Origin of the sequence: Micromonospora sp. WMMD956 (assembly GCF_029626125.1) — a bacterium.
Lineage (GTDB): Bacteria > Actinomycetota > Actinomycetes > Mycobacteriales > Micromonosporaceae > Micromonospora > Micromonospora carbonacea.
This window is the reverse complement of sequence record NZ_JARUBI010000005.1, coordinates 1972563-1995767: the sequence shown is the minus strand read 5'-3', so window position 1 is coordinate 1995767 and position 23205 is coordinate 1972563. Positions and strand designations below refer to the sequence as shown.

The window sequence follows — 23205 nt, the reverse complement described above, 5'->3', positions numbered from 1 at the left end:
GCCCGGGGCGGCAGGCCCGGCAGGGCTCAGCGGCGCACCGGGTCGCTCGCGGTGCGGCTGCGGCCCAGCGCGTCGACCAGCCCCCACCGGCCGGGGATGTCGAGCAGCTCCACCCGGCCCATGCCCTCCGGCACCGCCGGATCGATGATCAGGTGCTCGCCCTGCGGCTCCAAGCCGAGCATCACCCGCAGCAGCAGCAGCGGGGTGCCGGCCGACCACGCCTGCGGGCTGCACGCCGTCGGATACTCCACCGGATAGTCGGTGAGGTCCCGCTCGTAGCCGGCGAACGCCTCCGGCAGCCGCCCGCCGAAGTGCCGGGACGCCGACAGGATGCCCTCGCAGATCCGGCCGGCCTCCTCGCGGAAGCCGTACCGCCACAGGCCCCACGCGATGATCGAGTTGTCGAACGGCCAGACCGTGCCGACGTGGTAGCCGATCGGGTTGTAGCGGCCCTGGTCGTCGGCGAGCGTACGCACGCCCCAGCCGGAGAACAGCCGGGGCCCGAGCAGGTGCGCGGCGACCGGCCCGGCCTTGTCGGCGTCGACGATCCCGCTCCACAGCAGGTGGCCGATGTTCGACGACAGGGCGTCGACGGGCTGTCCGTCCTGGTCCAGCGCCAGCGCGTAGAACCCGCGGTCGGGCAGCCAGAAGTCCCGGTTGAACCGCTCCTTCAGCTCTGCCGCCTCCCGCTCCAGCCGCTCCGCGTACGCGGGATCGTGCCAGACCTCGCGGGCCAGCCGCGCCCCGCGCAGCTTCGCGTCGTACGCGTACCCCTGGGTCTCGCAGGTGGCCCGGGGGAAGCCCGGCAGCCGGCCGTCGGCGTAGGAGATCGCGTCCCAGGAGTCCTTCCAGCACTGGTTCGCCAACCCCGTCGCCGGGTTGCGGGTCCGGTACCAGACGTACCCGGTGCCCAGCAGGTCGCCGTACGTGTCGATCCACTCCAGCGCGCCCCGGGCCGCGGCCTCCAGCTGCCGCACCAGCCCGGTGTCGCCCGTCCACCGCTCGTACTCGTCGAGCAGGATCACGAACAGGGGCGTCGAGTCGGCGGAGCCGTAGTACGGCGAGTGCGGCTGCTCCTCGAACCCGGCCGTCTCGCCGTACCGCAGCTCGTGCAGGATCTTGCCGGGCTCCTCGTCGCGGAAGTCGTCGATCCGGAACCCCTGGAGACCGGCCAGCATGGTGATCGTCGGCGGCACCAGGTCCGGCAGGAACGGCAGCACCTGAAGCGAGGTGAAGATGCTGTCCCGACCGAACAGGGTCATGAACCAGGGCAGCCCGGCGGCCATCAGCCGCACCCCGAGGGCGATCGACTCGTAGCGCAGGGCCGCCAGGTCGTTCAGGCTCCGCAGGTACGCCCCGGCCAGCGGCTCGCAGTCGCAGCCGAGCTTCGGCGCCCGCGCGACGACCTCCTCGTGCTCGGCCTGGATGTCGGCGATGGACCGGTGCGCGCCGAGCGGCAGGCTGTCCCGGACGTCCTCGCCCCGGGCCCCGTAGATCACCGTCTGCACGTCGAGCCGGGTGGTCCACTCCCCGTGCGGCTCGACGCACACCCGGAACGTCATGCCCGTCGGGTCGACGGTCGCCGTGGCGCTGCTGACCACCACGGTCTCCCGGTGGAAACCCTCGCGCCGGTAGGTGAACCGCAGCTCGTCCTCCCCCGGGGCGGCGGTGGCCCGGCCTGTCTTGCGCCGGGTCTGCTTGATCTCGAACAGGTCGGCGAAGTCGGCCCCCATGTCGACCCGGACGACGAACTCGACCTCGCGCCCGGAGTGGTTGAGGACGGTCAGCTCCTCGGCGAAGCTGCCGCCGATGGACCGGCTGCGGAGCACCGACACCTGCGCGTCCAGGTGGTGCGAGGGCGCGCCGGGCACCAGGAAGAACCGGGTGCGGTACGAGAACGCGTCGTCGACGGAGAGCGGATGCAGCCGCTCCCCGTCGACCGTCAGCACCCAGGTCGACAGGAACCGCGTGTCGAAGGAGAACAACCCGGTCGGGAAGTCCTGCGCCGGCTCGATGTCGCCCCGCCGGTCGCTGACCAGGAAGGTGTTGCCGTCGAGGATGCTGACCTGCCCCCTCACGCCGGCTTCCTCACCCCGGCCGCCCGGTCTGCTCCCGGGCCACCGCCCGGGGATCCCGGGTGCCCGGCCGCTGCGGGAAGAACCGCCGGAAGGCGAGGTAGAGCACCACGTCGCCGGCGAGCGTGCTCTCGTTGCGCAGCATCGACGAGATGCCGTGCGCCCGGCCCGTGACCAGCCGGGCGAAGAGGTCGGCGCTGCCGAACCAGTAGGCGTCCGCCGGCCCGGTCCCCCGGGTGACCCGGGCCGAGCCGGGGGCCATCTCGACCCGCCAGTGCTCGCTGTGGTCGCCGGTGGTGAGCCGGAGCTGGAGCGTGCCCCGCACCGGGCCGCGCAGGACGGCGGGGGCGCGCGCCGGCAGCGACGCGAAGAACCGCTCCGTCGCCTCGGTCGTCTCCCCGGTCACAGGGGAGATCGTAGGCAGCGCAGGGGACGAACCGGGTGGTTATCGACACTCAGTAGACGAGTGCCCGCGCCCCCTCGGCCATCGCCTCCTCGACGAAGACCGCCGCCCCGGCGATCCGCACCCCGGGCAGCACGTCGCCGGGGCCGATGTCCCGCCGGGCCGCGCACTGGGTGCAGGCGGTCACCCGGCCCGTCGTCAGGATCACGTGCAGCAGCTCGCCCAGCGGCGCGGAGTGCGGCAGCTCGAACTGCTGCGCCCGCCCCGGCAGCGCGAACCAGGTCGATTCCCCGGTCAGCCAGAGCGACACGTCCACCCCGGCGGCGGCGGCCGTGGCGGCGACGGTGAAGGCCTGGGCGCACCGCTCCGGGGCGTCGGCCCCGGCGGTCGCCTTGACGACGAGAGAGCGGGCCATGGGGCCCAGCATAGGATGGCCGGGATGGTTACCGAGATCGGGTTCGTCAGCCTGCTGGTCGCCGGCCTGGGCGCGCTCGCCGGTGGCCTGGTCTACGCTGCCGTGCGCATTTCGAGAGGACGTTGGTGACCTGGTGAGCGACGAGAACCCCCTCCAGCCGCCGTGGCTGAACGCGCCCCCGGTCGACCCGTACCCGTACGAGGAGAGCCACGACCTGCGCGTCGGCCCGAAGCTCCACCCGACGCTGGACGGCCTGCTGCCGTACGTCGGGGTGTGGCGCGGCCGGGGCCGGGGCGGCTACCCGACGATCGAGGACTTCGACTTCGCCCAGGAGATCCGGATCAGCCACGACGGCCGGCCGTTCCTGCACTACGAGTCGCGGGCGTGGATCCTCGACGAGCAGAGCCGGCCGGTGCGCCCCGGCGGCCGGGAGATCGGCTGGTGGCGTCCGGTGCTCGGCGACGACGGCCGGGCCACCGACGAGCTGGAGGCCCTCATGTCGGTGCCGACGGGCGTGATGGAGCTGCACATCGGCAAGCGCAAGGGCACCCAGGTCGAGTTCGTCACCGACGCCGTGGTGCGCACCGCCACGGCCAAGGAGGTCACCGCCGGCCACCGCCTCTTCGGCATCGTCGAGGGCGCTCTGCTCTACGCGCAGGACATGGCCGCCGTGGGCCACTCCCTGACCCCGCACCTCTCGGCCCGCCTGATCCGCGTCGCCGGCTGACCCGCGCTGCCGGCCCGGCCTGTTCTCCCGGCCCGCCCCGGCCTCCCGGCCCGGCCGCCGCCGCGCGCCCTCAGCGGGGATGGGCCAGCAGGGCCTGGGCGGCGTCGGTGTGCGCCGAGCGCGGCAGGCGCACCCCGTCCAGGGTGTGCACCGGGGCCAGCCCACGCAGGGACGAGGTGAGCCACACCCCGTCGGCGGCGCGCAGCCCGGCCGGGGTGACCATGCGCTCCTCGGCGGTCAGGCCCAGCTCGGCGGCGTGCCCCAGCAGCCAGGCGGCGGTCACCCCGGGCAGGATGCCGGTGGCGTCGGCCGGCACCGTGCACAGGGCGCGCCCGGCCACCCAGACGACGTTCGCGGTCGGCCCCTCCAGGGCGTAGCCGTCGGTGGAGACCCACAGCGCGTCGTCCACGCCGTGCCCGGCGGCCCAGCGGCGGGCGGCGGCGCTCACCGCGTACGACGTCGACTTGACGCCGACCGGCAGCCAGCCCAGGGCGGGGCGGGCGGTGGCGGCCACGCCCAGCGGCAGGGTCGCCACGGAGATCCCGCCGCGCCGAGCCTGCCGGGCGGCGGTCGGCACCCCGGCGAGCGTGGCGTGCGCCGACGGCGGCCCGCCGCCCTCCGGCCCCCGCGTGCACACCAGCCGCAGCGCGCCCTCCGCGTCGACCGGCCAGCCCGCGCAGACCTCCTCCAGCAGCCCGGCCAGCACCCCGGCGGGCGGCAGCGGCAGGTCGATCCGGGCGGCCCCCCGCGCCAGCCGGGCCAGGTGCTCGTCGCGCAGCCACGGCCGGCCGCCGCGCACGTGCATGGTCTCGAAGAGCCCGTCGCCCTGGAGCGCGCCCAGGTCGTCGCCGCGCAGCACCGGCTCACCGGCCGGCACGACGCCCCGCCCCAGCACCGCGACCCGCGCGTGCGCCCCGCTGCCCGCCGCCGTACCGCCCGCCACCTCCGTCACGACCGGTGAGCCTAGTCGCGTACCCCCCGTGGCGGCCGGCGCGTCGCGGCGGCCGAACTATGATCGGACGGTGTCCGAGTCATCCCTCGCGGAAGTGCTCCGCGCCCGTGGGCTGCGGCTGACGGCGCAGCGGCAGCTGATCCTCCAGGCGGTGCTGGATCTCGGGCACGCCACACCGGAGCAGGTGCACACCGCCGTGCGCGAGGTCGCCGCCGGGGTCAACATCACCACCATCTACCGCACGCTGGAGCTGCTGGAACGCCTCGGCCTGGTGACCCACACCCACCTGTCGCACGGCTCGCCCACCTACCACGCGGCCGGCGAGCACCAGCACGTCCACCTGGTCTGCCGCGAGTGCGGCGCGATCGACGAGATCGACCCGGAGCTGCTCGGGCCGCTGGCCGACCGGCTGGTCGCCGAGCGCGGGTTCCGGGTGGACATCGGGCACGTGGCGCTGTTCGGCGTCTGCGGCCGGTGCGGGGAGGAGCCCGTGGGCGAAGGCGTTCCGGGCCGGGGCGAGGACGGGGAGCGGCAATGATCGACATCGCGGGCGCGGTGGCCACCGACGCCATCGACGAGGAGACGCGGGACCAGCCGGAGCCGGCGCACCGGGCGGCCGGGGTGCGGCCCGTCGCCGCCCACTACGGCGACCCGCTGCGGGAGCAGCGCGTCCTCGACACCGCCGTCGGCCTCGTCGACCGGTCGCACCGGGGCGTCGTCGCCGTGCCCGGCGAGGAGCGCATCGGCTGGCTGCACACCCTCACCACCCAGCACCTCGCCGCCCTGGCCGCGGGCGAGGGCACCGAGCTGCTGGTGCTCTCCCCACACGGCCACGTCGAGCAGCACGCCATGGTCGCCGAGGACGGCGACACCACCTGGCTCGACACCGAGCCCGGGGCCACCGGGGGCCTGCTGACGTACCTGGAGAAGATGCGGTTCTTCAGCAAGGTCGAGCCCCGCGACGCCACCGCCGAGCACGCCCTGCTCTCGCTGGTGGGGCCGGAGGCGACCGGGGCGCTCGCCACGCTGGGCGTGACCGGGCTGGCCGCGCCCGACGCCGTCGCGGTGCCCGGCCCGAAGTTCCGCGCCGGCGAGCTGCCGCCCCGCCCCACCGTCCGCTACGCTGTCGCGCCGCTGCCCGCCGGCGGGTGGGCCCGCCGGGGCCCGCTGGGCGTGGACCTGCTGGTGCCCCGCCCCGCCATGGACCGGGTCGTCGCCGAGCTGCGCGCAGCCGGGGTGCCGGCGGTGGGGCTGTGGGCGTACGAGGCGATCCGGGTGGCCGCCCGGCGGGCCCGGGTCGGGGTGGACACCGACCACCGGACCATCCCGGCCGAGGTGGACCTGATCGCCCCGGCGGTGCACCTGGACAAGGGCTGCTACCGGGGCCAGGAGACGGTGGCCCGGGTGCACAACATGGGCCGGCCGCCGCGTCGCCTCGTCCTGCTGCACCTGGACGGGGTGACCACCGACCGGCTGCCGGCCGCCGGCACGCCGGTGACCCTCGACGGCCGGGCGGTCGGCTTCGTCGGCACGGCGGTGCTCCACCACGAGCTGGGCCAGGTCGCGCTGGCGGTGCTGAAGCGCAACGTCCCCGACGACGCCCGCCTGCTGGTCGGCGAGTCGGCCGCCGCCATCGAGTAAGGAAGGGCCCCCTGTTAACGCTTTCTGTATAGGAAGGGCCCCCTCCTAACACCGCAGCCGGCGCGCAGTCGCAGCGCAGCCGGCGCGCGGGCGGGGAGTGAGCGGCGCGCGGCGTTGCGACCGGCTGGCGGACGGGCGCGTCCGCTGGGGGAGCGCGCGCCATCGACCGGGCCCCCGCCGGGCGTCTAGGATCGCCGGCATGACGACAGGGACGTTGATCACGGTTGCCCCCACCGGCGCGGAGTCGGCCAAGGCGGAGGTCTCGGCGCTGCCGGTGACCCTCGACGAGCTGCTGCTGACCGCCAAGGAGTGCGAGGCGCTCGGCGCCGCCGTGATCCACGTCCACATCCGCGACGACGAGGCCCGGCCCACGCTCGACCAGGGGCGGCTGCGGGAGACCGTGGCGGCCCTGCGCGAGGGCACCGACCTGATCGTGCAGCTCTCCACCGGCGGCGCGGTCACCGACCCGGAGGCCGACCGGCTGGCCGTCCTGGACGCCGGGCCGGACATGGCGTCCTGCACCATGGGTACGCTCAACTTCGGCGACGACGTCTTCCTCAACCGCTGGGAGTTCATCGTCGACCTGCACACCCGGATGCAGGAGCGCGGCATCGTGCCCGAGTACGAGATCTTCGACCTCGGCCACCTGACCGCCCTGCAACGGCTCCTCGGCAGGCACGGGCTGCCGCACGGCGGGCACGTGCACGTCGACTTCGTGATGGGCGTGCCGGGCGGCATGCCGGGCACCACGGCGACGCTTGCCGCCGCCCACCAGGCGCTGCGCGACCTGCCGGAGGGCACCACGTTCTCGGCCACCGGCATCGGGCGCAGCACCATCCCGGTGCTGCTGGCCTCCCTGTCGGCCGGCGGGCACCTGCGGGTCGGCATGGAGGACACGGTGACGTACGCGAAGGGCCGGCCGGTCGAGTCGAACATGCAGCTCGTCGCGCGGGCGGTGGGCTTCGCCCAGCTCGCGCAGCGCCCGCCGCTGACCACCGCCGAGGCCCGCGCCCTGCTCGGCGTCGCGCCCCGCTAGGCCCCGGGCGGGCGGCGCGCGCCGGTAAGCCCCGGCCCAGCCGTCGCCCCTGTCGCGGCTCGGGTGACTGTGCTGGTCACCCGCGTTTCGCCGCCCGCCGGCCCCTCGGTACCGTCCACCGTGTGACGAAGACCTACTCCGGTGGCGTGCCGCTGGCCGAGGTGGTCCGTTCCGGGTTCGTGGAGGGGCTGCACCGCGGCTCGGTGGTGGTGCTCGACGCGGCCGGCGCGACGGTCGCCGCCGCCGGGGACGTGGCGTCCCCGGTCTTCCCCCGCTCGGCCAGCAAGCCGATGCAGACGGTCGGCATGCTCCGCGCCGGGCTGCCGCTGACCGACCCGGCCGACGTGGCGATCGTGTCGGCCAGCCACGCCGGGGAGGAGTTCCACGTGGCCCGGGTCGGCGCGCTGCTGGCCGGCGCCGGGCTGGACGAGTCCGACCTGGGCTGCCCGCCCGACCTGCCGATGGGCGAGCTGGCCCGGGAGGCGGTGCTGCGCGCGGGCGGCGGGCCGACCCGGGGCCGGATGAACTGCTCCGGCAAGCACACCGGCATGCTGCTCACCTGCCTGGCCGCCGGCTGGCCCCGGGCGGGCTACCGGCAGCCGGAGCACCCGTTGCAGCGCGCGCTGAGCTCGGCCGTCGAGGAGTGCGCCGGGGAGCCGGTGGCGGCGGTCGGCGTCGACGGCTGCGGCGCGCCGGTGCTGGCCGTGTCGCTGACCGGGCTGGCCCGCGCGTACCTGCGGCTGGTCTCCGCCGGGCCGGGCTCGCCCGAGCGGACCGTCGCGGACGCCATGCGGGCGCACCCGGAGCTGGTCGGCGGCACCTGGGCCGAGGACAGCCGGCTGATGCGCGGCCTGCCCGGCGCGCTTGCGAAGATCGGCGCGGAGGGGGTGATCGCCGCCGCGCTGCCCGGCGTCGGCGCGGTCGCTCTGAAGATCGACGACGGGGCTTCGCGAGCCCGGATGCCGGTCCTGGTCTCCGCGCTGCGCCGGCTGGGCGTCCGGGCGCCCGTGCTCGACGAGTACGCCGAGCTGCCGCTGCTCGGCGGCGGGATCCCGGTCGGGGCGGTCCGTCCGGTCTGGTGACGGCGATAGGAAGGGCCCCTTGTTAACAGGCGCCTGTTAACAAGGGGCCCTTCCTTGCACCTCATCGCAGGAAGTCCAGCAGGGCGTCGTTGACGGCGTCCGGCCGTTCCAGGGGGAGCAGGTGCCCGGCGTCCGGCACGTCCGGCAGCCGCACCGCGCCCGGCACCTCGGCGGCGATCCGGTCGGCGAGCCGGCCGATGTCCGGCACGTCGGCGGCCCCGGCGGTCACCAGCACCGGTACGCGCAGCTCGCCGAGCCGCTCGATCGCGGGCGGGTCGAGTTCGGCCACGTCGACGGCGCTGAGCGCCAGCTCGGCCGCGAGCGCCCGGCGGTCCATCTCCTCGGCGAACCGGACCAGCTCCGGGTCGACGTCCTCGGGGCGGCGGGCCGGGCCGACCACCCAGAACCGCACCTCGCCGGCCGCCGTGGCCGCGAAGTCCTCGGGGTCCGTTTCGCCCACCAGGTCGTCCCAGAGGTCGTTGGCCTCGTCGGACCACTCGCTGCCGCTGACGGCCGTGCCGAACAGGGCGAGTGCGTCGACCCGATCCGGGTATGCGAGGGCGGTGTCCAGTGCCACGGCCCCGCCGAAGGAGCACCCGACGAGGGCGGCCCGGGGGAGTCCCAGGGCGTCCAGCAGGCCGACCACGTCGTCGTGGTGGGCGAAGGGGTCGGTGGGCAGCTCGGAGTCGCCGTAGCCGCGCAGGTCGACGGTGATCACGCGGTGCCGGGTGGCCAGTGCGGGCACCTGTTCCCGCCACATGCGCCGGTCGGCGATGCCGGCGTGCAGCAGGAGCACGGGCGTTCCGTCACCCGTGTCGTCGTACGCGAGCTTCGCGCCGTTGATCTCGATCTTCGTCACCTCGGGGAAGGTACGGACCGGACGCACGGCGCGCAACAGATTCACGTCGGGCGGCGCTGACCAGGGGCGTGAGACCTTGCTAACTCTGGTTAGCGTTTTGCTTGCAGCAGCTAGCGGGGCCGGTTAGCGTGGGGGCATGGCCACTCCCAAGGACCTACCCGACGTCGGCGGGTTCATCCGTGACCTGCGGCGCAACGCGAAGATCTCGCTGCGGCAGCTCGCCGAGCAGGCGGGCGTCAGCAACCCGTACCTCAGCCAGATCGAGCGGGGCCTGCGCAAGCCCAGCGCCGAGGTGCTCCAGCAGCTCGCCAGCGCGCTGCGGGTCTCCACCCCGGCGATGTACCTGCGGGCCGGCCTGCTCGACGACAAGGAGGGTCAGGGCGTGCTCGCCGCCATCGCGGTCGATCCCGACCTGACGATGGCGCAGAAGCAGTCCCTGACCCAGATCTACGAGACGTTCCGCCGGGAGAACAGCCGGCTCGCCGAGGCGACGGCCGCCACCGAGGCCGCCGAAGCCGCGCAGGCCAGCACCGAAGCCACCGCCCAGGCCGCCGATGCCGGCCCGGCCGGCACGAACACCACAGCGGCCCCGGCCACCGGAGCCCACACCACGGCCCCGGCCACCACGGCGGACCCGGCGGCCCCGTCCGCGCCGGGGCTCGCCCCGGAGGCCCCGGGCACGCTGACCCCGGCCGCGACCGGGCCCACCACGCCGGAGGGCACCCCGACCGAGGCGGTCCTGGAGTCGGTCGCCGTCACCGAGGCCGGCCCGGCGCCCGCCCCGCCCAGCAGCACGCCCGCGAGGAAGGCCGCCGAGAAGGCGACCGCCGTCGAGACCGAGCAGACCGCCGCCGCGGTCGAGGAGGAGAAGTCATGAGCCCGAAGACCAACCGCATCCCGGCCCCGCTCTACGCCGCCGCCGGTGCCGGCGACCTGGCCCTGGAGCAGCTCCGCAAGCTGCCCACCGTGGTCACCGACCTGAGCGGCAGGGTCGCCGCCGACCTGGGCGGCAAGGCCGTCGTGACCGGCTTCGAGCTGCGCCAGAAGGCCACCGAGACGCTGCGTACGGCCAACCAGACCGCCGCCGAGCTGCGGGGACGGTCGGTCCCGGCCGAGCTGAACCGGCTGCGCGAGGCGGCCGACGTCAACCGCCTGCGCGAGGTCGCCGACGTCGACCGGCTGCGCGAGCTGACCGACCTCGACCGGCTGCGCGGGCTGGCCGCCCGGAACGCGGCCGTCGTCGTCGCCGGCGCGCAGGCCGCCCAGGAGCGGGCCCTGGCCGCGTACGCGGAGCTGGTCGCCCGTGGCGAGCGGGTGGTCGGCGCCGGCGTGCTGGAGGCCGCCGACACCGTCAACGCCGACATCGCGGCGACCGAGGCCGACCTGAACCCGGCCCCGGCCGCCCCCGCCGCGCCCGCCCCGGCGGCGAAGGCCGACGTCCCGACCCCGGCCGACGTGGCCGAGGTCGTCGAGGCCAAGCCGGCCGCCGCGCGGACCCCGCGCACCCGCGCGACCAAGGCGACCGCGACCAAGGCCAGCGCGACTAAGGCGGCCGGGGCCAAGGCCAGCGCGAAGACCGCTGCCAGGGGCGGCACCGGTGCCGGCCCCAAGGCCGAGGCCACCGACGGCCCGACCCCGGAGGCCACCGACACCCCGTCTGCCAAGCTGCCCAAGGCCACCCGGCGGCCCCGCCCGGCCGCCGAGTAGCCGACCTGGTCCGCGCAAACCGGGGTTGACCGCCGCGGCCCGCGTTTCCCGGCCCGCCCCGGTCCGCGGCCCGCGTTTCCCGGCCCGCCCCGGTCCGCGGCCCGCGTTTCCCGGCCCGCCCCGGTCCGCGGCCCGCGCTTCCCGGCCCGCCCCGGTCCGCGGCCCGCGCCGCGACCGGCGGGGCGGCCAGCCCGGGAGAGACGCCGCACGACCCCGGAGACGTCCTGGCGGACGGATCCGGGGTCGTCGGCATAAGCTTGCCGGCATGGCCATCGCCGCGCCGATCTTCGCTTTCCAGGTCCAGTATTGGATCACCATGCTGCTGCTGGTGTTCGCCCTCGTCATCGAGGGGGTGGCGCTCGTGCACGCGATCACCCAGCGCGGCGAGGGCTTCGCCGCGATCGGCACCCTGCCCAAGGGCGGATGGATCGCCATCCTCGCGGTGTGCCTGGTGCTCACGCTGCTGACCAACAACGTGCTGAACATCTTCGGCCTGATCGGCATCGCCGCCGCCCTGATCTATCTGCTGGACGTCCGGGTCGGGCTGCGTGACCTGCACGACGGCCGGGGATCCTCCTGGTGAGAGGGTTCCGCTGGCCACCGCCGCCGGACGGCGGGCCACGGACCTGGGGCCCCGGCCCGGGCGCCCCGCGTACGGGCCGGCCGGCTCTGCCCGAGCCGGAGACCGAGCTGGTCGCCACCCCGCACGGGGCACGCCTCGAACAGCTCGTCACCGGAGCCGGCGATCCTGTCACCGTGTTCGCGCACGGGCTGGGCAACGGCATCGCCACCACCCGCCCCTTCGGCAGCGGCGTCGCCGGCCGCAAGGTCTTCTTCCAGTTCCGGGGGCACGGCCGCTCCGACGCGCCCCCCGGCCCGTGGAGCTACCTCGACCTCGCCCGGGACCTGCGGGCCGTCGCCGACCTCGCCAACGCCACCCGGGCGTTCGGCGCGAGCCTCGGCGCGGGCGCGCTGTGCCGGCTGCTCGCCGAGAGCCCGGAGCGCTTCGACCGGCTGGTCTTCTTCCTCCCGGCGGCGCTCGACCAGCCCCGCACCCCGGCCGCCCGGGAGCGGATCGCCGCCCTGATCGAGGCGGTGGAGAGCGGGGACGCCTCCGCCGTCGCCGACGTCGTCTCGGCCGAGCTGCCGCCCGCCGTGCGCAACACGCCCGCCGGGTGGGCGTACCTTCGGCAGCGGCTCGACCACCTGCTGCGCGACGGCCTCGCGGCGGGCCTCGCCGACCTGCCCGACCAGGCCCCGCTGGGCGACCGGGCGGTGCTGGCCGCGGTGACCGCCCCGGCCCTGGTGCTCGCCTGCGCGGGCGACGACCTGCACCCGGTCGAGGTCGCAGAGCAGCTCGCGGCCGCCCTGCCCCGCGCCACCCTCCACGTGTACGACCGCCCGGGCGTGCTCTGGTCGGAACGCGCCGACCTGCGGGAGCGGATCTCGGGGTTCCTCAACGGCTGACGCCGGCCGCCGGGGATGTCAGCCGTGGGCCGCCCCGACCGGCGGCAGGTGGGCGGCCCGCACGTCGAGCAGCCAGCGCTCCACCGTCGCCTCGTCTGGCCGCTGCGGCAGCGGCGTACGCGTCGTGTCGAAGTCGTGTTCCGCCTCGGCGAGCAGGTCCCGCGCCTCCGCCAGCTCCCCGCCGGCCACCCGCTCCCCGAACGCCCGGAACCGCTCCGGGTCGGCCAGCCGGATCTCCAGCACGCCGGTGGCGTAGAGCAGCCGGCCCTGGTGCACCAGCCGGGCCAGGTGCCGGGCGTGCTTCGCGGTCCGCCGCCGGGTGTCCGCCGAGAACGTCCCGTCGCCCCGGGACACCAGCTTGCGGAACTGCTGCGCGGCGTACCCGAGGTAGGCGTCGCGGACCCGGGGCGCGCTGAGGAACGCCGACCGGATGCCGATCAGCCGGTCGCCCAGCGCGGTGCGCGTCTCGTAGCAGTCGTCGGGCAGCCACATCAGCTCGGTGGCGGTCGGGTTGCCGCCCAGCGCCAGCCGGGCGTACTTGCCGGCCTCGTGCAGGGTGACGTCCGGGTCGGTGGTGACCACCGACTCCCGGGGCGGGCGCAGGCCGTGGAAGGCGACGGTCGGCGCGGCGAACACCCCGATCCGGTCGACGTCGGAGCCGGGCCGGGCCAGCCCGTACGCCACCGAGCCGACGATCCCGGAGAGCAGCAGGCGCATGAGCCGATCATGACGCAGGACACCCGTTCGCGAAACCGGACTTCGGCTGTCAGGTATCGCTGTCAGGGTCGACGCATGACAACGAAACCCCTGACCGGGAGGGTCGCGCTCGTCGCCGGGGCGACCCGGGGCGCCGGCCGGCAGATCGCGATCCAACTCGGCGCGGCCGGGGCGACGGTGTACGCCACCGGCCGCAGCAGCCGCACCGCCGGCCGCTCCGAACTCGACCGGCCCGAGACCATCGAGGAGACCGCCGAGCTGGTCACTGCCGCCGGCGGCACCGGCATCGCCGCCCGGGTCGACCACCTCGTGCCCGAGCAGGTGCGCGACCTGGTGGCCCGGATCGACGCCGAGCAGGGCCGGCTCGACGTGCTGGTCAACGACGTGTGGGGTGCCGACCCCCTGATCACCTGGGAGAAGCCGGTCTGGGAACAGCCCCTCGACGCCGGCTTCCGCACCCTGCGGCTCGCGGTCGACACCCACGTCATCACCAGCCACTTCGCGCTGCCGCTGCTGATCCGCCGCCCCGGCGGGCTGGTGGTGGAGATCGGCGACGGCACCCGGGAGTACAACGACGCGCACTACCGGCTGTCGGTCTTCTACGACCTGGCCAAGACCTGCGTGAACCGGCTCGCCTTCACCCAGTCGCACGAGCTGGAGCCGCACGGCGGCACCGCCGTCGCGCTCACCCCCGGCTGGATCCGCTCCGAGTTCATGCTGGAGCACTTCGGCGTCACCGAGGCCAACTGGCGCGACGGCGCGGCGACGGACCCGCACTTCCTCATCTCGGAGACCCCGGCGTTCGTCGGGCGGGCCGTCGCCGCGCTGGCCGCCGACCCCGACCGGGCCCGCTGGAACGGCAGGTCGACCTCCAGCGGCGAGCTGGCCCGGGTGTACGGCTTCACCGACGTCGACGGCAGCCGCCCGGACGCCTTCCGCTACCTCGACGAGGTGGTGCACGGCGGCAGGCAGGCCGACGCCGCCGACTACCGCTGACCGCCGGGACGCCGCTGAGCGCCGACTACCGCTGACCGTCGCCCGCCCGCCCGTGCCCCTCCCGTCCGCCGCCCGGCCTGCCGTACAACGCGGCGAGCCGGGCGGCGGCAGCGGCCACCCGCCCCCGCAGCTCCGGCGGATCCAGCACCTCCGCCTCCGGCCCGAGCCGCAGCGCCAGGTGGTACGCCACGTCGACGGACTCGATCGGCAGCCAGGTGACCACCCAGCCGTCCCCGTCGGGCGCACCGGCGGCGGCCGTCGCCTCGGCGTACGCGAAGGGTGCCTCCGGGGCGCTGCGGAGCTCGCGCAGGCCGGCGGGGCTCAGCCGGATGCGGACCCGGGTCCGCTGCATGCTGCGCAGGAACGCCTCGGCCTGCCCACGCCAGTATCCGCCGAGGTCGAAGCGCTCGTCGCGGTCGAACGTCTCCCCGCCCGGGGCCACGTCGACCACCCGGTCGACCCGGTACGTGCGCGTGTCGTCGCCGACGCGGGCGACCAGATACCAGGTCCCGCTCTTGAGCACGAGCCCGTACGGCTCGACCCGCCGGACGACCTCGCCGTCGCCGCGCCGGTAGCGCAGCTCGACGACCCGGTCGCCCCACACGGCGCGGGCCAACTCGGCCAGCCGGGGCGGCGGCGACGCGTCGCGGAACCAGCCCGGCACGTCCAGGTGGAACCGCTGCCCGGCACGGGCGGGCGCGTCGCGCAGCGCGGGCGGCAGCGCGGCCAGCACCTTCAGCTCGGCCGAGGCGACCGCGTCGGCCAGCCCCATGTCGCCCGCCGGCCCGGGCAGCCCGGCGAGGAACAGCGCCTCCGCCTCGTCCCGGGTGAGCCCGGTCAGCCGGGTCCGGTAGCCGCCGAGCAGCCGGTAGCCGCCGGCCCGGCCCCGATCGGCGTAGACGGGCACCCCGGCGGCCGACAGGGCCAGCACGTCCCGGTACACGGTCCGCTCGGAGACCTCCAGCTCGCGGGCAAGCTCGGCCGCCGTCATCACCCCCCGCGACTGAAGCAGCAGCACCACCGAGATCAACCGCGAGGCTCGCACCCGCCCATTGTGTAAGGAAGGGCCCCCTGTTAACGCCTGCGGTATAGAAGGGAACCCTTCTCACTCCGCCCCGCGTTGCTCGGCGGGGCGGGCGGGACGGGCGCCGATAGGCTCAGCGGTCGTGAACGTACCCAGCAGCATCACCGCGCCGGTGACCGGCGCCGTCGGCCGATTCTTCTCCGGGGTCGGGCTGCTCCTGCGCGGCATCGGCCTGTACGTCCGCAGTCCCGGCCTGATGCTGCTCGGCATCGTGCCGGCGCTGATCTCCGGAACCCTCTTCGTGGCCGCCTTCGCCACCCTCGTCTACTTCGTGGACGACCTGGCCGCGCTGGTCACCCCGTTCGCCGACGACTGGTCCCGCACCGCCCGCAGCCTCGTCCGGGTCGTCGCCGGCCTGGCCTTCCTCGGCGTCGGCGGGCTGCTCGGGGTGCTCACCTTCACCGCCGTGACCCTGGCCATCGGCGACCCGTTCTACGAGAAGATCTCCGAGCGGGTCGAGGAGCGTTACGGCGGCACGCCCGGCGCGGTGGAGGCGCCGTTCTGGGCGTCGCTGCGCCGCAGCATCGTCGACTCGCTGCGGCTCGTCGCGATCTCCGTACTCGTGGGTATTCCGCTCTTCGCGGCCGGCTTCATCCCGGTGGTCGGGCAGACCGTCGTGCCGGTGGTCGGGGCGGCGGTCGGCGGCTGGTTCCTCGCGCTGGAGCTGGCGGGGGCCCCGTTCTACCGGCGCGGCATGCGGCTGCCCGACCGCCGGACGCTGCTGAGGGTCGACCGGCCGACGACGCTGGGCTTCGGGGTGGCGGTCTTCGTGTGCTTCCTGATCCCGCTCGGCGCGGTGCTGGTCATGCCGGCGGCGGTGGCCGGCGCGACCCTGCTCACCCGCCGCGCGATGGGCCAGTCCATCGAGCCGCCGGGCCGCCCCGTCGAGAAGCGGTGACGTGGAGGTCGACCCTGCCGCGTGCACGCCCCGCCAGAGGTGGTGAGAAGGGAACCCCTCTCTACCGTATGCGTTAACAAGGGGCCCCTCCTTGCACCTATCCTTAATCGGACGAAAGGTGCGATAAGGGATGCCTCGCGTGCGGGCCGACCGGTTCAGGTCCGCGGTCTCGGCGACCGCGGCCTGCCTGCTGCTGCTCGGGGTCGCGGGCCTGCCCCGGCGCGAGGCCCGGCCCGGCCCGTCGACCGACCGCCCGCCCGCGCCGCCGGTGCCGCCCGCGCCCCTGCCCGGTCCGCGCACGACGATCCGGCTGGCTCCGGCCGACGCGCCGGTCCGGGCGGCCGGCCGCGAGCCGGCCTGCGCCGCGGGCCTGGGCGGCGGGCCCTATCCCGACGAGGACGTGTGGGTGTTCGGCCTACCTGCCGGCGCGGCCGCCGCCCGGTTCGTCGCGGTGACGCCCGAGTTCGTGGCCCCGGACCGGGAACGCGTCGCCCTCACCGTGCCCACCGAGGCCGGCGTGCTGACCGTCGACGGGTCCGGGGGCAGCGTGGCGTGGCTGCGCCTGCCCGCCGGCTGGACCCTGACGGGCGGCTCGGCGGCGATCGCCGGGGACGCCGGCTCCTTCGCGCTCGCGGCGGTCTGCCCGGCGTCCGTGTCGCCGTCGTCGTCCTGACCGGCCCGCCCGACGTCCGCGTCGCCGTCGTCGTTCTGACCGGCCCGCCCGGTGCGACCCCACCGCCGGGGCGGGGGCGTCGCCAGCGACCGGTGCCTGTTCCGCCGGCACTCCCCGCAGGCGGAGCGCACCGTCAGCGGCCGGGGTCCCGGACGGCGGCGACCGCCTCCACCTCGACGAGCTGGTCGTCGTAGCCGAGCACGGTCACCCCGAGCAGGGTGCTCGGCGGCTCGTGGCCGCCGAACGCGTCCCGGACCACCTCCCACGCGGCCACCAGGTCGGCCTGCCGGGACGACGCCACGTACACCGTGGTCTTGACGACGTCGGCGAGCCGCGCCCCGGCGGCGGCGAGCGCGACCTCCAGGTTCGCCATCACCTGCCGGGCCTGCGCCGCCGGGTCGCCCGGCGCGACCGTACGCCCGGAGGCGTCCAACGGGCACGCGCCGGCGGCGAACACCAGCCGGGCGGGCGGGTCGACGGTCGCCGCGTACGCGTACTCGGCGACGTCGGAGAGTTCGGACACGCGCACCAGCGCCACGGGATCGCTCACCCGCGCGACGCTAGCCCGCCCCCGTCCCCGCCGCCACGCGACAACCGTCCCGCCACGCGCTCACGCGCCCGCCAGAGGTGGTGAGAAGGGAACCCCTCTCTACCGTATGCGTTAACAAGGGGCCCCTCCTTACGCCGAGGCGCGCAGGACCAGCTTCGTGGGCAGCACGAGGGCCGGCTCGACGTCCTCGCCGGCCGCGATCCGCAGGAGCTGGCGGGTCGCCTGCCGGCCCAGGTCGACGATCGGCTGCCGCACGGTGGTCAGCGGCGGGTCCGTGTACGCGGCCGTCTCGATGTCGTCGAACCCGATCATCGCCACGTCGGCGGGCACCCGCCGCCCCGCCTCGCGCAGCGTCCGCATGGCGGCGTGCGCCATCAGGTCGGAGGCGGCGAAGACGGCGTCCAGATCGGGGTGGGCGGCGAGGAGCTGCCGCATCGCCGCCGCCCCGGACTCCCGGGTGAAGTCGCCGTACGCCACCCGTTCCGGCAGCCCCGCCTCGGCGACGGCCGCCCGGTAGCCGGCGAGGCGTTCCACCCCGGCGAACATGTCCTGCGGACCGGCGATGGTGGCGATGCGCCGCCGCCCCGAGTCGAGCAGGTGCCGCACCGCCCGGGTCACCCCGCCGACGTGGTCGACGTCGACGTACGGCACGCCGACGTCGCCGAGGAACCGCCCGCTGCACACCACGGGGATGCCGAGCCCGGCCAGCCGGGCGGGCAGCGGGTCGGCCCCGTGCAGCGACGCGAAGACGACCCCGTCGACGTGCCGCCCGGTGGTGTACCGCTCCACCCGGGCGTGCCCGGCCGGCGAGCCGGCGAGCATCAGCACGAGCTGCTTGTCGGCGGCCTCCAGCTCCTGCGCGACGCCCCGGATGATGCTCGGGAACACCTGGTCGTCGGAGAAGACCCGGGTGGCCTCCTCGGGCAGCACGAGGGCGATGGAGTCGGTCCGCTGGGTGACCAGGCTGCGGGCGGCGAGGTTCGGCACGTACCCCAGCTCGGCCACGGCCTGACGGACCGCCTCCCGGATCGGCTCGGCGACGGTGGTGGAGCCGTTCACCACCCGCGACACGGTCGCCCTGGAGACGCCGGCCCGCCGGGCCACCGCCTCCAGGGTCGGCCGCTGGGCCGTCGTCATCGGAGCGCTCCCCACCTCGTCACAGCCCGTTCCGGGAGATCACCTCCTGGTACCACCGGGCGCTGGCCTTCGGCGTGCGCCGCTGGGTCAGGTAGTCGACGTGGACGATCCCGAACCGCTTGCGGTACCCCTCGGCCCACTCGTAGTTGTCCAGCAACGACCATACGAGATAGCCGCGCAGGTCCACCCCCCGGCCGATGGCCGCGTGCACGGCCCGAAGGTGCCCGTCGAGGTAGGCGATCCGGTCGGCGTCGGCCACCCGACCGGCGGAGTCGGTCGTGCGGTCCGGGAACGCGCCGCCGTTCTCGGTGATCATCAGCGGCAGGCCCGGATAGTCGGCGGCCAGCCGGTCCAGCAGCCGGCCCAGCCCGGCCGGCTCGATCGCCCAGCCCATGTCGCTCACGGAGCCGGCCGCCGGCAGGAACTCCACGGCGCCCTCGGTGCCCGGCCAGGCGCTGCCGCCCGCCCCGTCCGGCCGCCCGGCCACGTAGGTCGGCGCGTAGTAGTTGATGCCGAGCAGGTCGATCGGCGCGGCGATCAGCTTCTCGTCGCCGTCGTGGAGGAACGTCGCCGGGTCGACCATCCGGGCCACGTGCTCCAGCACGTCGGCGGGGTACCCGGCGCCGGTCAGCGGGTCCAGGAAGATCCGGTTCTGCAGCCCGTCGACCAGCCGGGCCGCCACGGCGTCCGCCGCGCTGTCCCGGTCCGCCGGCTGCACCTCCGCCGGGTTCAGGGTGATCCCGACGACCTCCGCGCCGCCCGCGCGCAGCGCCCGGACCGCCAGGCCGTGCCCCAACAGCAGATGGTGTACGGCGGTGAAGGCCGCGCCCGCGTCGCTCACGCCGGGGGCGTGCACCCCGTTGCCGTACCCGAGGTAGGCCGAGCACCACGGCTCGTTGAGCGTGGTCCAGGTGCGGATACGGTCGCCGAGCCGGCCGTGCACGGCCGCCGCGTACGTGGCGAAGTGCTCGGCGGTCTCCCGGTTGGTCCAGCCGCCCCGGTCCTCCAGCGCCTGCGGCAGGTCCCAGTGGTAGAGCGTGACGATCGGGTCGATGCCCCGGTCGAGCAGCGTGTCGGTGAGCCGGTCGTAGAAGTCCAGCCCGCGCGGCTCGACCGGCCCGGTGCCGTCGGGCTGGATCCGGGGCCACGCGATCGAGAACCGGTACGCCTTCAGCCCCAGCTCCGCCATCAGGGCCACGTCGTCGGCGTACCGGTGGTAGTGGTCGCAGGCGACGTCGCCGGTGTGGCCGGCGAAGACCTTGCCCGGCGTACGGCTGAAGGTGTCCCAGATCGACGGGCCGCGACCGTCGTCGCGGGCCGCGCCCTCGATCTGGTATGAGGCGGTGGCCGCGCCCCAGACGAAGTTGTCGGGGAACCGTAGCTCGCTGCTCGCGCTCACGCCTTACCTTCCTTCGTTCGCGACTGTGGGGCTCGCAAGATCGGCTCACTCCTCGCGCTCACGTCTTGACCGCACCTTCCATGATTCCGCCGATGATCTGGCGGCCGAACAGGACGAATACCAGCAAAAGGGGCAGGGTTGCGATGGCCGTGCCGGTGAAGACCTGCGACATGTCCTGGTAGTAGCCGTCCGACAGCGCCCGCAGCGACAGCTGCACCGTCGGGTTCTCCGGGTCGTTGAGCACAGCGTACGGCCAGAGGAAGTCGTTCCAGGTCGTCATGAACGTCAGCAGGCCGAGGACCGCGGCGGCCGGGCGCAGCGCCGGCAGCACCACGTTCCAGTAGATCCGCGCGGTGCCGCAGCCGTCCATCCGGGCGGCCTCGATCAGCTCGGTGCTGATGGCCTGGCTGGCGTACTGCCGCATCATGAACACGCCGAACCCGGTGACCAGCGCCGGCACGATCACGGCCGGCAGCCGGTCGTTCCAGTTGAGCTTCGTCATCAGCAGGTACAGCGGGATCACCCCGAGCTGGGTGGGGATCATCATGGTCGCGATGATCACCAGCAGCAGCGCGCTGCGGCCCCGGAACCGCAGCTTGGCGAAGGCGAACCCGGCCAGCGTGGAGAAGAAGACCACCGACACGGTGACCGTGACGGCCACGATCGCCGAGTTGATCAGACCGGTGAGGAAGTACGCGTCGGTGTTGTCGAACAGCCGGGCGATGTTCGCGCCCAGGTTGCCGCCGGGGGTGACCGGCGGCGGTATCTGGCCCATCGCGTCGCTGGAGCGGCTGGCCACCACGAACATCCAGTAGATCGGGAAGACCGACAGCAGGGCCGAGACGGCCAGGGCGGCGTACGTGAGCCGGCCGGCGGACCAGAGCTTGTTCATCGGGCGCGCTCCTTCCGGGGGCGGCGGACCCGCGGCGGCCCGTCGGTGCCGCCGAGCCGGCGCAGGATCACCACGTTGATCGCCGCGACGATCGCGATCAGGGCGAACAGCAGCCACGCGACCGCCGAGCCGTAGCCGAAGTTGTAGTGCGGCGCGAAGGCGTTCTCGAACATGTACATGGTCATCGTCTGCGACTCGCGCAGCGGCCCGCCCCGGATCGGGTTGGTGCCGGAGTGGAACATCCGGGGCTCGGTGAAGAGCTGGAGGCCGCCGATGGTCGACACGATCACCGCGAAGATGATCGTCGGCTTGAGCAGCGGCACGGTGATCTTCCAGAACTGCCGGGCCCGGCTGGCGCCGTCGATCGCCGCCGACTCGTAGAGGTCGCGGGGGACGGCCTGCATGGCGGCGAGGAAGATCAGCGCGTTGTAGCCGGTCCACCGCCAGTCGACCATGGCGGAGATGGCCACCCACGAGGCGAACCGGTTGGACTTCCAGTCGATCGCGTCGACGCCGACCAGGTCGAGCAGCCAGTTGATCATGCCGAACTGCCGGCCGAACAGCACCCCGAAGACGATCGCCACGGCGGCGGTCGAGGTGACGTTCGGCACCAGCACCGCCATCCGCCAGGTGGTCCGGGCCCGCAGCCGCCGGTTGAGCAGGCTGGCCAGCCAGAGCGCGGCCAGCAGTTGCGGCACGGTCGAGAGGACGAAGATGCCGAGGGTGTTGACCACCGAGTGCCAGAAGTCGGGGTCGGCCATCAGCCGGGTGTAGTTCTCCCCGCCGACGAACGGGTGCTCGGCGGCGAGCAGGTCCCAGTCGTGCAGCGACACCCAGAACGTGTACGCCAGCGGGTACGCCCCGAACACGCCGAAGAGCAGGAAGAACGGTGCGATGTAGAGGTAGGGGGAGTACTTCTCGTCGAGCCGGCTGAGCCGGTACCTCCGGGGCGGGCGGGCGGTGCTCCGCTCCGCCGGTGTCACCGGTGGCAGGGCGTCGAGCTGGACGGCCATGGGCCCGGTCACTCCTTTCCGCGTCTCGCGCGGCGCGGGCGGCGCCCCCGGCGTGCCGGAGCGCCGCCCGCGCGTCCGCGTCGGGCCTACTTGGCCGCGGCCTTCTTGGCGTTGTTCACCGCGTCGGTCCACGCCTGCTCGGGGCTGCGCTGGCCGAGGTCGACGGTGCGCACGGCGTTCTCCACCTCGGTGCGGACGGCCTGGTTCTTCGGGCCCATGTAGACCGGCTTGAGGCTCTTCGCGCCGGCCGCGAAGATCTTGCCGACGGGGGCGTCGGAGAAGTACGCGTTCGTGGAGTCGGCCACGGCCGGGTCGTCCAGCGCCTGCGGGTTGGACGGCAGCGGCCCCTTGGCCTTGAACGCCCCGATCTGCCCCTTGGCGCTGGTCAGGAACTTCGCCAGCTCGATCGCCTCGGCCTGGTGCTTGCTCTGCTTGGGCACGGCGAGGAAGGAGCCGCCCCAGTTGCCGCCGTTGCCGGGCACCTGGGCGATGTCCCACTTGCCCTTGGCGGCCGGGCCGGCGTTGCCCTCGATGGTGCCGGTCATCCAGGCCGGGCAGGCGATGGTGGCGAACTTGGCCTGCTTGAACGCGGAGACCCACTCCTCGGACCAGGAGCCGTACTTGCCGGACAGGCCGGAGTCGAGGATGTCCATCGTGGTGTCCCACGCCTGCCGCACGGCCGGGTTGCTGTCCACCACCAGGTTGTTGGCGGTGTCGTAGTAGTGGTAACCCTGCGCGTTGCCGGCGGTCTGGAGCACGATCGTGTTGAAGATGTTGGTGGCCGAGTCCAGGAACGCCGCGCCGGTGTTGGCCGCCTTGAACTTCTCGCCGGTGGCGATGTAGTCCTGCCAGGTGGGCCAGAGCTTGGACACCTCGTCGCGCTGGGTCGGCAGCCCGGCCTTGGCGAACAGGTCGCTGCGGTAGCACATCGCCATGCCGCCGACGTCGGTGCCGAGGCCGATGAGCTGCTTGCCGTCGGCGGTCAGCGCCTGGTTCCACTTCCAGTCGAGGAAGTTGCCCTTGAGCTCGGCCGCGCCGTGGTCGAGCAGGTTGACGAAGTTCTGCGGGTTGGCCTTGTACTCGACGAGCAGGCCCTCCTCGATGGCGACCACGTCGCCGGCGCCCTTCCCGGCGGCGAGCCACTGGGTGAGCTTCGGCGAGTATTCGTCGAGGTTGCCGCCGGTGCCCCGCTCGACGATCTTCACGTCGGGGTGGGCGGCCATGTACTCCTGGTAGAGCTCCTGGTAGCCCATCTGGCCGAAGACGTCGACGGTCAGCGTGACCGGCCCGCCCTCGGCGGACTCGTCCCCGCCGCAGCCGGCGGTGGTGAGCAGTGCGGTGGCCGCGACGAGGGCCACGGCCGCGAGGCGGCGGCGTGGAAAGACACCCATCTTGTTCTCGGACCCCTCTCAGGTCGTGCGCATGGTGGTGGGGACGGGGGTGGAACCTTCGAGAGAGCGCTCTCACAAGAGCCTGGCCGCT

Annotated in this window: 26 protein-coding genes; 13 read left to right on the top strand and 13 right to left on the bottom strand. The window is 74.5% G+C overall.

From position 1 onward, the window contains the following. Positions 1–26: 26 nt before the first annotated feature. The 3 genes from O7628_RS09220 to O7628_RS09210 are packed head-to-tail and all read right to left on the bottom strand — an operon-like array spanning position 27 to position 2905. Positions 27–2078, bottom strand: a complete 2052-nt coding sequence (locus O7628_RS09220; RefSeq protein WP_278129626.1) for a glycogen debranching N-terminal domain-containing protein — start codon at positions 2076–2078, stop codon at positions 27–29. Between the two features lie 10 nt (positions 2079–2088). Then, positions 2089–2481, bottom strand: a complete 393-nt coding sequence (locus O7628_RS09215) for a hypothetical protein (protein WP_278129625.1) — start codon at positions 2479–2481, stop codon at positions 2089–2091. A 49-nt stretch (positions 2482–2530) separates the two neighbouring features. Then, positions 2531–2905 (bottom strand): DsrE family protein, encoded by a 375-nt coding sequence (locus O7628_RS09210; RefSeq protein ID WP_074472393.1) that lies wholly within the window; start codon positions 2903–2905, stop codon positions 2531–2533. 12 nt (positions 2906–2917) lie between these two features. Here O7628_RS09210 and mtfM point away from each other — a divergent pair, with 12 nt between their 5' ends. Next, positions 2918–3022, top strand: a complete 105-nt coding sequence (mtfM, locus tag O7628_RS09205; protein WP_278129622.1) for a small membrane protein MtfM — start codon at positions 2918–2920, stop codon at positions 3020–3022. A gap of 4 nt (positions 3023–3026) precedes the next feature. Further along, positions 3027–3620 carry an FABP family protein gene (locus O7628_RS09200; protein WP_278129620.1) on the top strand — a complete coding sequence of 198 codons (594 nt, stop codon included), beginning with the start codon at positions 3027–3029 and terminating at the stop codon, positions 3618–3620. A 70-nt stretch (positions 3621–3690) separates the two neighbouring features. Here the strand turns inward: O7628_RS09200 and O7628_RS09195 are convergent, their stop codons facing one another. Further along, positions 3691–4563 (bottom strand): aminotransferase class IV, encoded by an 873-nt coding sequence (locus O7628_RS09195; protein WP_278136262.1) that lies wholly within the window; start codon positions 4561–4563, stop codon positions 3691–3693. Positions 4564–4642: 79 nt separating this feature from the next. On the opposite strand from O7628_RS09195, the gene O7628_RS09190 reads away from it, so the two are divergent. From O7628_RS09190 to O7628_RS09175, 4 genes are all read left to right on the top strand, one after another. Further along, positions 4643–5110: a Fur family transcriptional regulator gene (locus O7628_RS09190; protein WP_278129618.1), complete on the top strand. Its 468-nt coding sequence runs from the start codon at positions 4643–4645 to the stop codon at positions 5108–5110. After that, the gene (locus O7628_RS09185) at positions 5107–6213 is read left to right on the top strand and encodes a folate-binding protein (protein WP_278129617.1); all 1107 of its coding nucleotides are present in this window, start codon (positions 5107–5109) and stop codon (positions 6211–6213) included. Before O7628_RS09190 ends, O7628_RS09185 begins: the two co-directional genes overlap by 4 nt. 199 nt (positions 6214–6412) lie before the next feature. After that, the gene (locus O7628_RS09180; protein ID WP_278129615.1) at positions 6413–7249 is read left to right on the top strand and encodes a 3-keto-5-aminohexanoate cleavage protein; all 837 of its coding nucleotides are present in this window, start codon (positions 6413–6415) and stop codon (positions 7247–7249) included. Positions 7250–7371: 122 nt separating this feature from the next. Continuing rightward, positions 7372–8331, top strand: coding sequence for an asparaginase (locus tag O7628_RS09175; RefSeq protein WP_278129614.1), 960 nt, complete (start codon positions 7372–7374; stop codon positions 8329–8331). Between the two features lie 61 nt (positions 8332–8392). On the opposite strand, the gene O7628_RS09170 is transcribed toward O7628_RS09175, so the two are convergent. Continuing rightward, positions 8393–9190, bottom strand: coding sequence for an alpha/beta hydrolase (locus tag O7628_RS09170; RefSeq protein WP_278129613.1), 798 nt, complete (start codon positions 9188–9190; stop codon positions 8393–8395). A gap of 136 nt (positions 9191–9326) precedes the next feature. On the opposite strand from O7628_RS09170, the gene O7628_RS09165 reads away from it, so the two are divergent. The 4 genes from O7628_RS09165 (at position 9327) to O7628_RS09150 (ending at position 12364) form a co-directional block, all read left to right on the top strand. Continuing rightward, complete coding sequence (locus O7628_RS09165; RefSeq protein ID WP_278129612.1) at positions 9327–10067, top strand: helix-turn-helix transcriptional regulator; 741 nt, start codon at positions 9327–9329, stop codon at positions 10065–10067. Beyond that, positions 10064–10897 (top strand): hypothetical protein, encoded by an 834-nt coding sequence (locus tag O7628_RS09160; RefSeq protein WP_278129610.1) that lies wholly within the window; start codon positions 10064–10066, stop codon positions 10895–10897. The genes O7628_RS09165 and O7628_RS09160 overlap by 4 nt, the downstream gene beginning before the upstream one ends. Positions 10898–11162: 265 nt before the next feature. Beyond that, complete coding sequence (locus tag O7628_RS09155; RefSeq protein WP_043965247.1) at positions 11163–11480, top strand: DUF2516 family protein; 318 nt, start codon at positions 11163–11165, stop codon at positions 11478–11480. Then, positions 11477–12364 carry an alpha/beta hydrolase gene (locus O7628_RS09150; RefSeq protein ID WP_278129607.1) on the top strand — a complete coding sequence of 296 codons (888 nt, stop codon included), beginning with the start codon at positions 11477–11479 and terminating at the stop codon, positions 12362–12364. The genes O7628_RS09155 and O7628_RS09150 overlap by 4 nt, the downstream gene beginning before the upstream one ends. A gap of 18 nt (positions 12365–12382) precedes the next feature. Here O7628_RS09150 and O7628_RS09145 read toward each other — a convergent pair whose 3' ends face one another. Then, positions 12383–13081, bottom strand: coding sequence for a nucleotidyltransferase domain-containing protein (locus O7628_RS09145; protein ID WP_278129606.1), 699 nt, complete (start codon positions 13079–13081; stop codon positions 12383–12385). Positions 13082–13156: 75 nt separating this feature from the next. Here O7628_RS09145 and O7628_RS09140 point away from each other — a divergent pair, with 75 nt between their 5' ends. Next, the gene (locus tag O7628_RS09140; RefSeq protein ID WP_278129605.1) at positions 13157–14077 is read left to right on the top strand and encodes an SDR family oxidoreductase; all 921 of its coding nucleotides are present in this window, start codon (positions 13157–13159) and stop codon (positions 14075–14077) included. A 25-nt stretch (positions 14078–14102) separates the two neighbouring features. Here the strand turns inward: O7628_RS09140 and O7628_RS09135 are convergent, their stop codons facing one another. After that, positions 14103–15122, bottom strand: coding sequence for a YafY family protein (locus tag O7628_RS09135; protein WP_278129603.1), 1020 nt, complete (start codon positions 15120–15122; stop codon positions 14103–14105). Between the two features lie 121 nt (positions 15123–15243). On the opposite strand from O7628_RS09135, the gene O7628_RS09130 reads away from it, so the two are divergent. Beyond that, on the top strand, positions 15244–16059 hold the full coding sequence (locus tag O7628_RS09130; protein ID WP_278129601.1) for an EI24 domain-containing protein: 816 nt from the start codon (positions 15244–15246) through the stop codon (positions 16057–16059). A gap of 130 nt (positions 16060–16189) precedes the next feature. Continuing rightward, positions 16190–16732: a hypothetical protein gene (locus tag O7628_RS09125; RefSeq protein WP_278129599.1), complete on the top strand. Its 543-nt coding sequence runs from the start codon at positions 16190–16192 to the stop codon at positions 16730–16732. A 133-nt stretch (positions 16733–16865) separates the two neighbouring features. On the opposite strand, the gene O7628_RS09120 is transcribed toward O7628_RS09125, so the two are convergent. The 6 genes from O7628_RS09120 to O7628_RS09095 all read right to left on the bottom strand — a co-directional run bounded on the left by O7628_RS09120 (position 16866) and on the right by O7628_RS09095 (position 23114). Further along, the gene (locus tag O7628_RS09120; RefSeq protein ID WP_278129598.1) at positions 16866–17282 is read right to left on the bottom strand and encodes a RidA family protein; all 417 of its coding nucleotides are present in this window, start codon (positions 17280–17282) and stop codon (positions 16866–16868) included. A gap of 129 nt (positions 17283–17411) precedes the next feature. After that, entirely contained in the window at positions 17412–18419 is a 1008-nt protein-coding gene (locus O7628_RS09115) for a LacI family DNA-binding transcriptional regulator (protein ID WP_278129597.1), read from the bottom strand. A 19-nt stretch (positions 18420–18438) separates the two neighbouring features. Then, positions 18439–19818 carry a GH1 family beta-glucosidase gene (locus O7628_RS09110; RefSeq protein ID WP_278129595.1) on the bottom strand — a complete coding sequence of 460 codons (1380 nt, stop codon included), beginning with the start codon at positions 19816–19818 and terminating at the stop codon, positions 18439–18441. A 58-nt stretch (positions 19819–19876) separates the two neighbouring features. Beyond that, entirely contained in the window at positions 19877–20710 is an 834-nt protein-coding gene (locus tag O7628_RS09105; RefSeq protein ID WP_278129594.1) for a carbohydrate ABC transporter permease, read from the bottom strand. Continuing rightward, positions 20707–21723, bottom strand: coding sequence for a sugar ABC transporter permease (locus tag O7628_RS09100; protein WP_278129592.1), 1017 nt, complete (start codon positions 21721–21723; stop codon positions 20707–20709). The genes O7628_RS09105 and O7628_RS09100 overlap by 4 nt, the downstream gene beginning before the upstream one ends. 86 nt (positions 21724–21809) lie before the next feature. Then, positions 21810–23114, bottom strand: coding sequence for an extracellular solute-binding protein (locus O7628_RS09095; protein WP_074472411.1), 1305 nt, complete (start codon positions 23112–23114; stop codon positions 21810–21812). Positions 23115–23205 lie beyond the last annotated feature (91 nt).

Bases quoted from the DNA above. Each gene is read 5' to 3' on its own strand.
- mtfM (WP_278129622.1), top strand. From the start codon at position 2,918: ATGGTTACCGAGATCGGGTTCGTCAGCCTGCTGGTCGCCGGCCTGGGC.
- O7628_RS09145 (WP_278129606.1), bottom strand. From the start codon at position 13,081: ATGCGCCTGCTGCTCTCCGGGATCGTCGGCTCGGTGGCGTACGGGCTG.
- O7628_RS09185 (WP_278129617.1), top strand. From the start codon at position 5,107: ATGATCGACATCGCGGGCGCGGTGGCCACCGACGCCATCGACGAGGAG.
- O7628_RS09160 (WP_278129610.1), top strand. From the start codon at position 10,064: ATGAGCCCGAAGACCAACCGCATCCCGGCCCCGCTCTACGCCGCCGCC.
- O7628_RS09140 (WP_278129605.1), top strand. From the start codon at position 13,157: ATGACAACGAAACCCCTGACCGGGAGGGTCGCGCTCGTCGCCGGGGCG.
- O7628_RS09095 (WP_074472411.1), bottom strand. From the start codon at position 23,114: ATGGGTGTCTTTCCACGCCGCCGCCTCGCGGCCGTGGCCCTCGTCGCG.
- O7628_RS09105 (WP_278129594.1), bottom strand. From the start codon at position 20,710: ATGAACAAGCTCTGGTCCGCCGGCCGGCTCACGTACGCCGCCCTGGCC.
- O7628_RS09165 (WP_278129612.1), top strand. From the start codon at position 9,327: ATGGCCACTCCCAAGGACCTACCCGACGTCGGCGGGTTCATCCGTGAC.
- O7628_RS09180 (WP_278129615.1), top strand. From the start codon at position 6,413: ATGACGACAGGGACGTTGATCACGGTTGCCCCCACCGGCGCGGAGTCG.
- O7628_RS09155 (WP_043965247.1), top strand. From the start codon at position 11,163: ATGGCCATCGCCGCGCCGATCTTCGCTTTCCAGGTCCAGTATTGGATC.
- O7628_RS09115 (WP_278129597.1), bottom strand. From the start codon at position 18,419: ATGACGACGGCCCAGCGGCCGACCCTGGAGGCGGTGGCCCGGCGGGCC.
- O7628_RS09125 (WP_278129599.1), top strand. From the start codon at position 16,190: ATGCCTCGCGTGCGGGCCGACCGGTTCAGGTCCGCGGTCTCGGCGACC.
- O7628_RS09210 (WP_074472393.1), bottom strand. From the start codon at position 2,905: ATGCTGGGCCCCATGGCCCGCTCTCTCGTCGTCAAGGCGACCGCCGGG.
- O7628_RS09100 (WP_278129592.1), bottom strand. From the start codon at position 21,723: ATGGCCGTCCAGCTCGACGCCCTGCCACCGGTGACACCGGCGGAGCGG.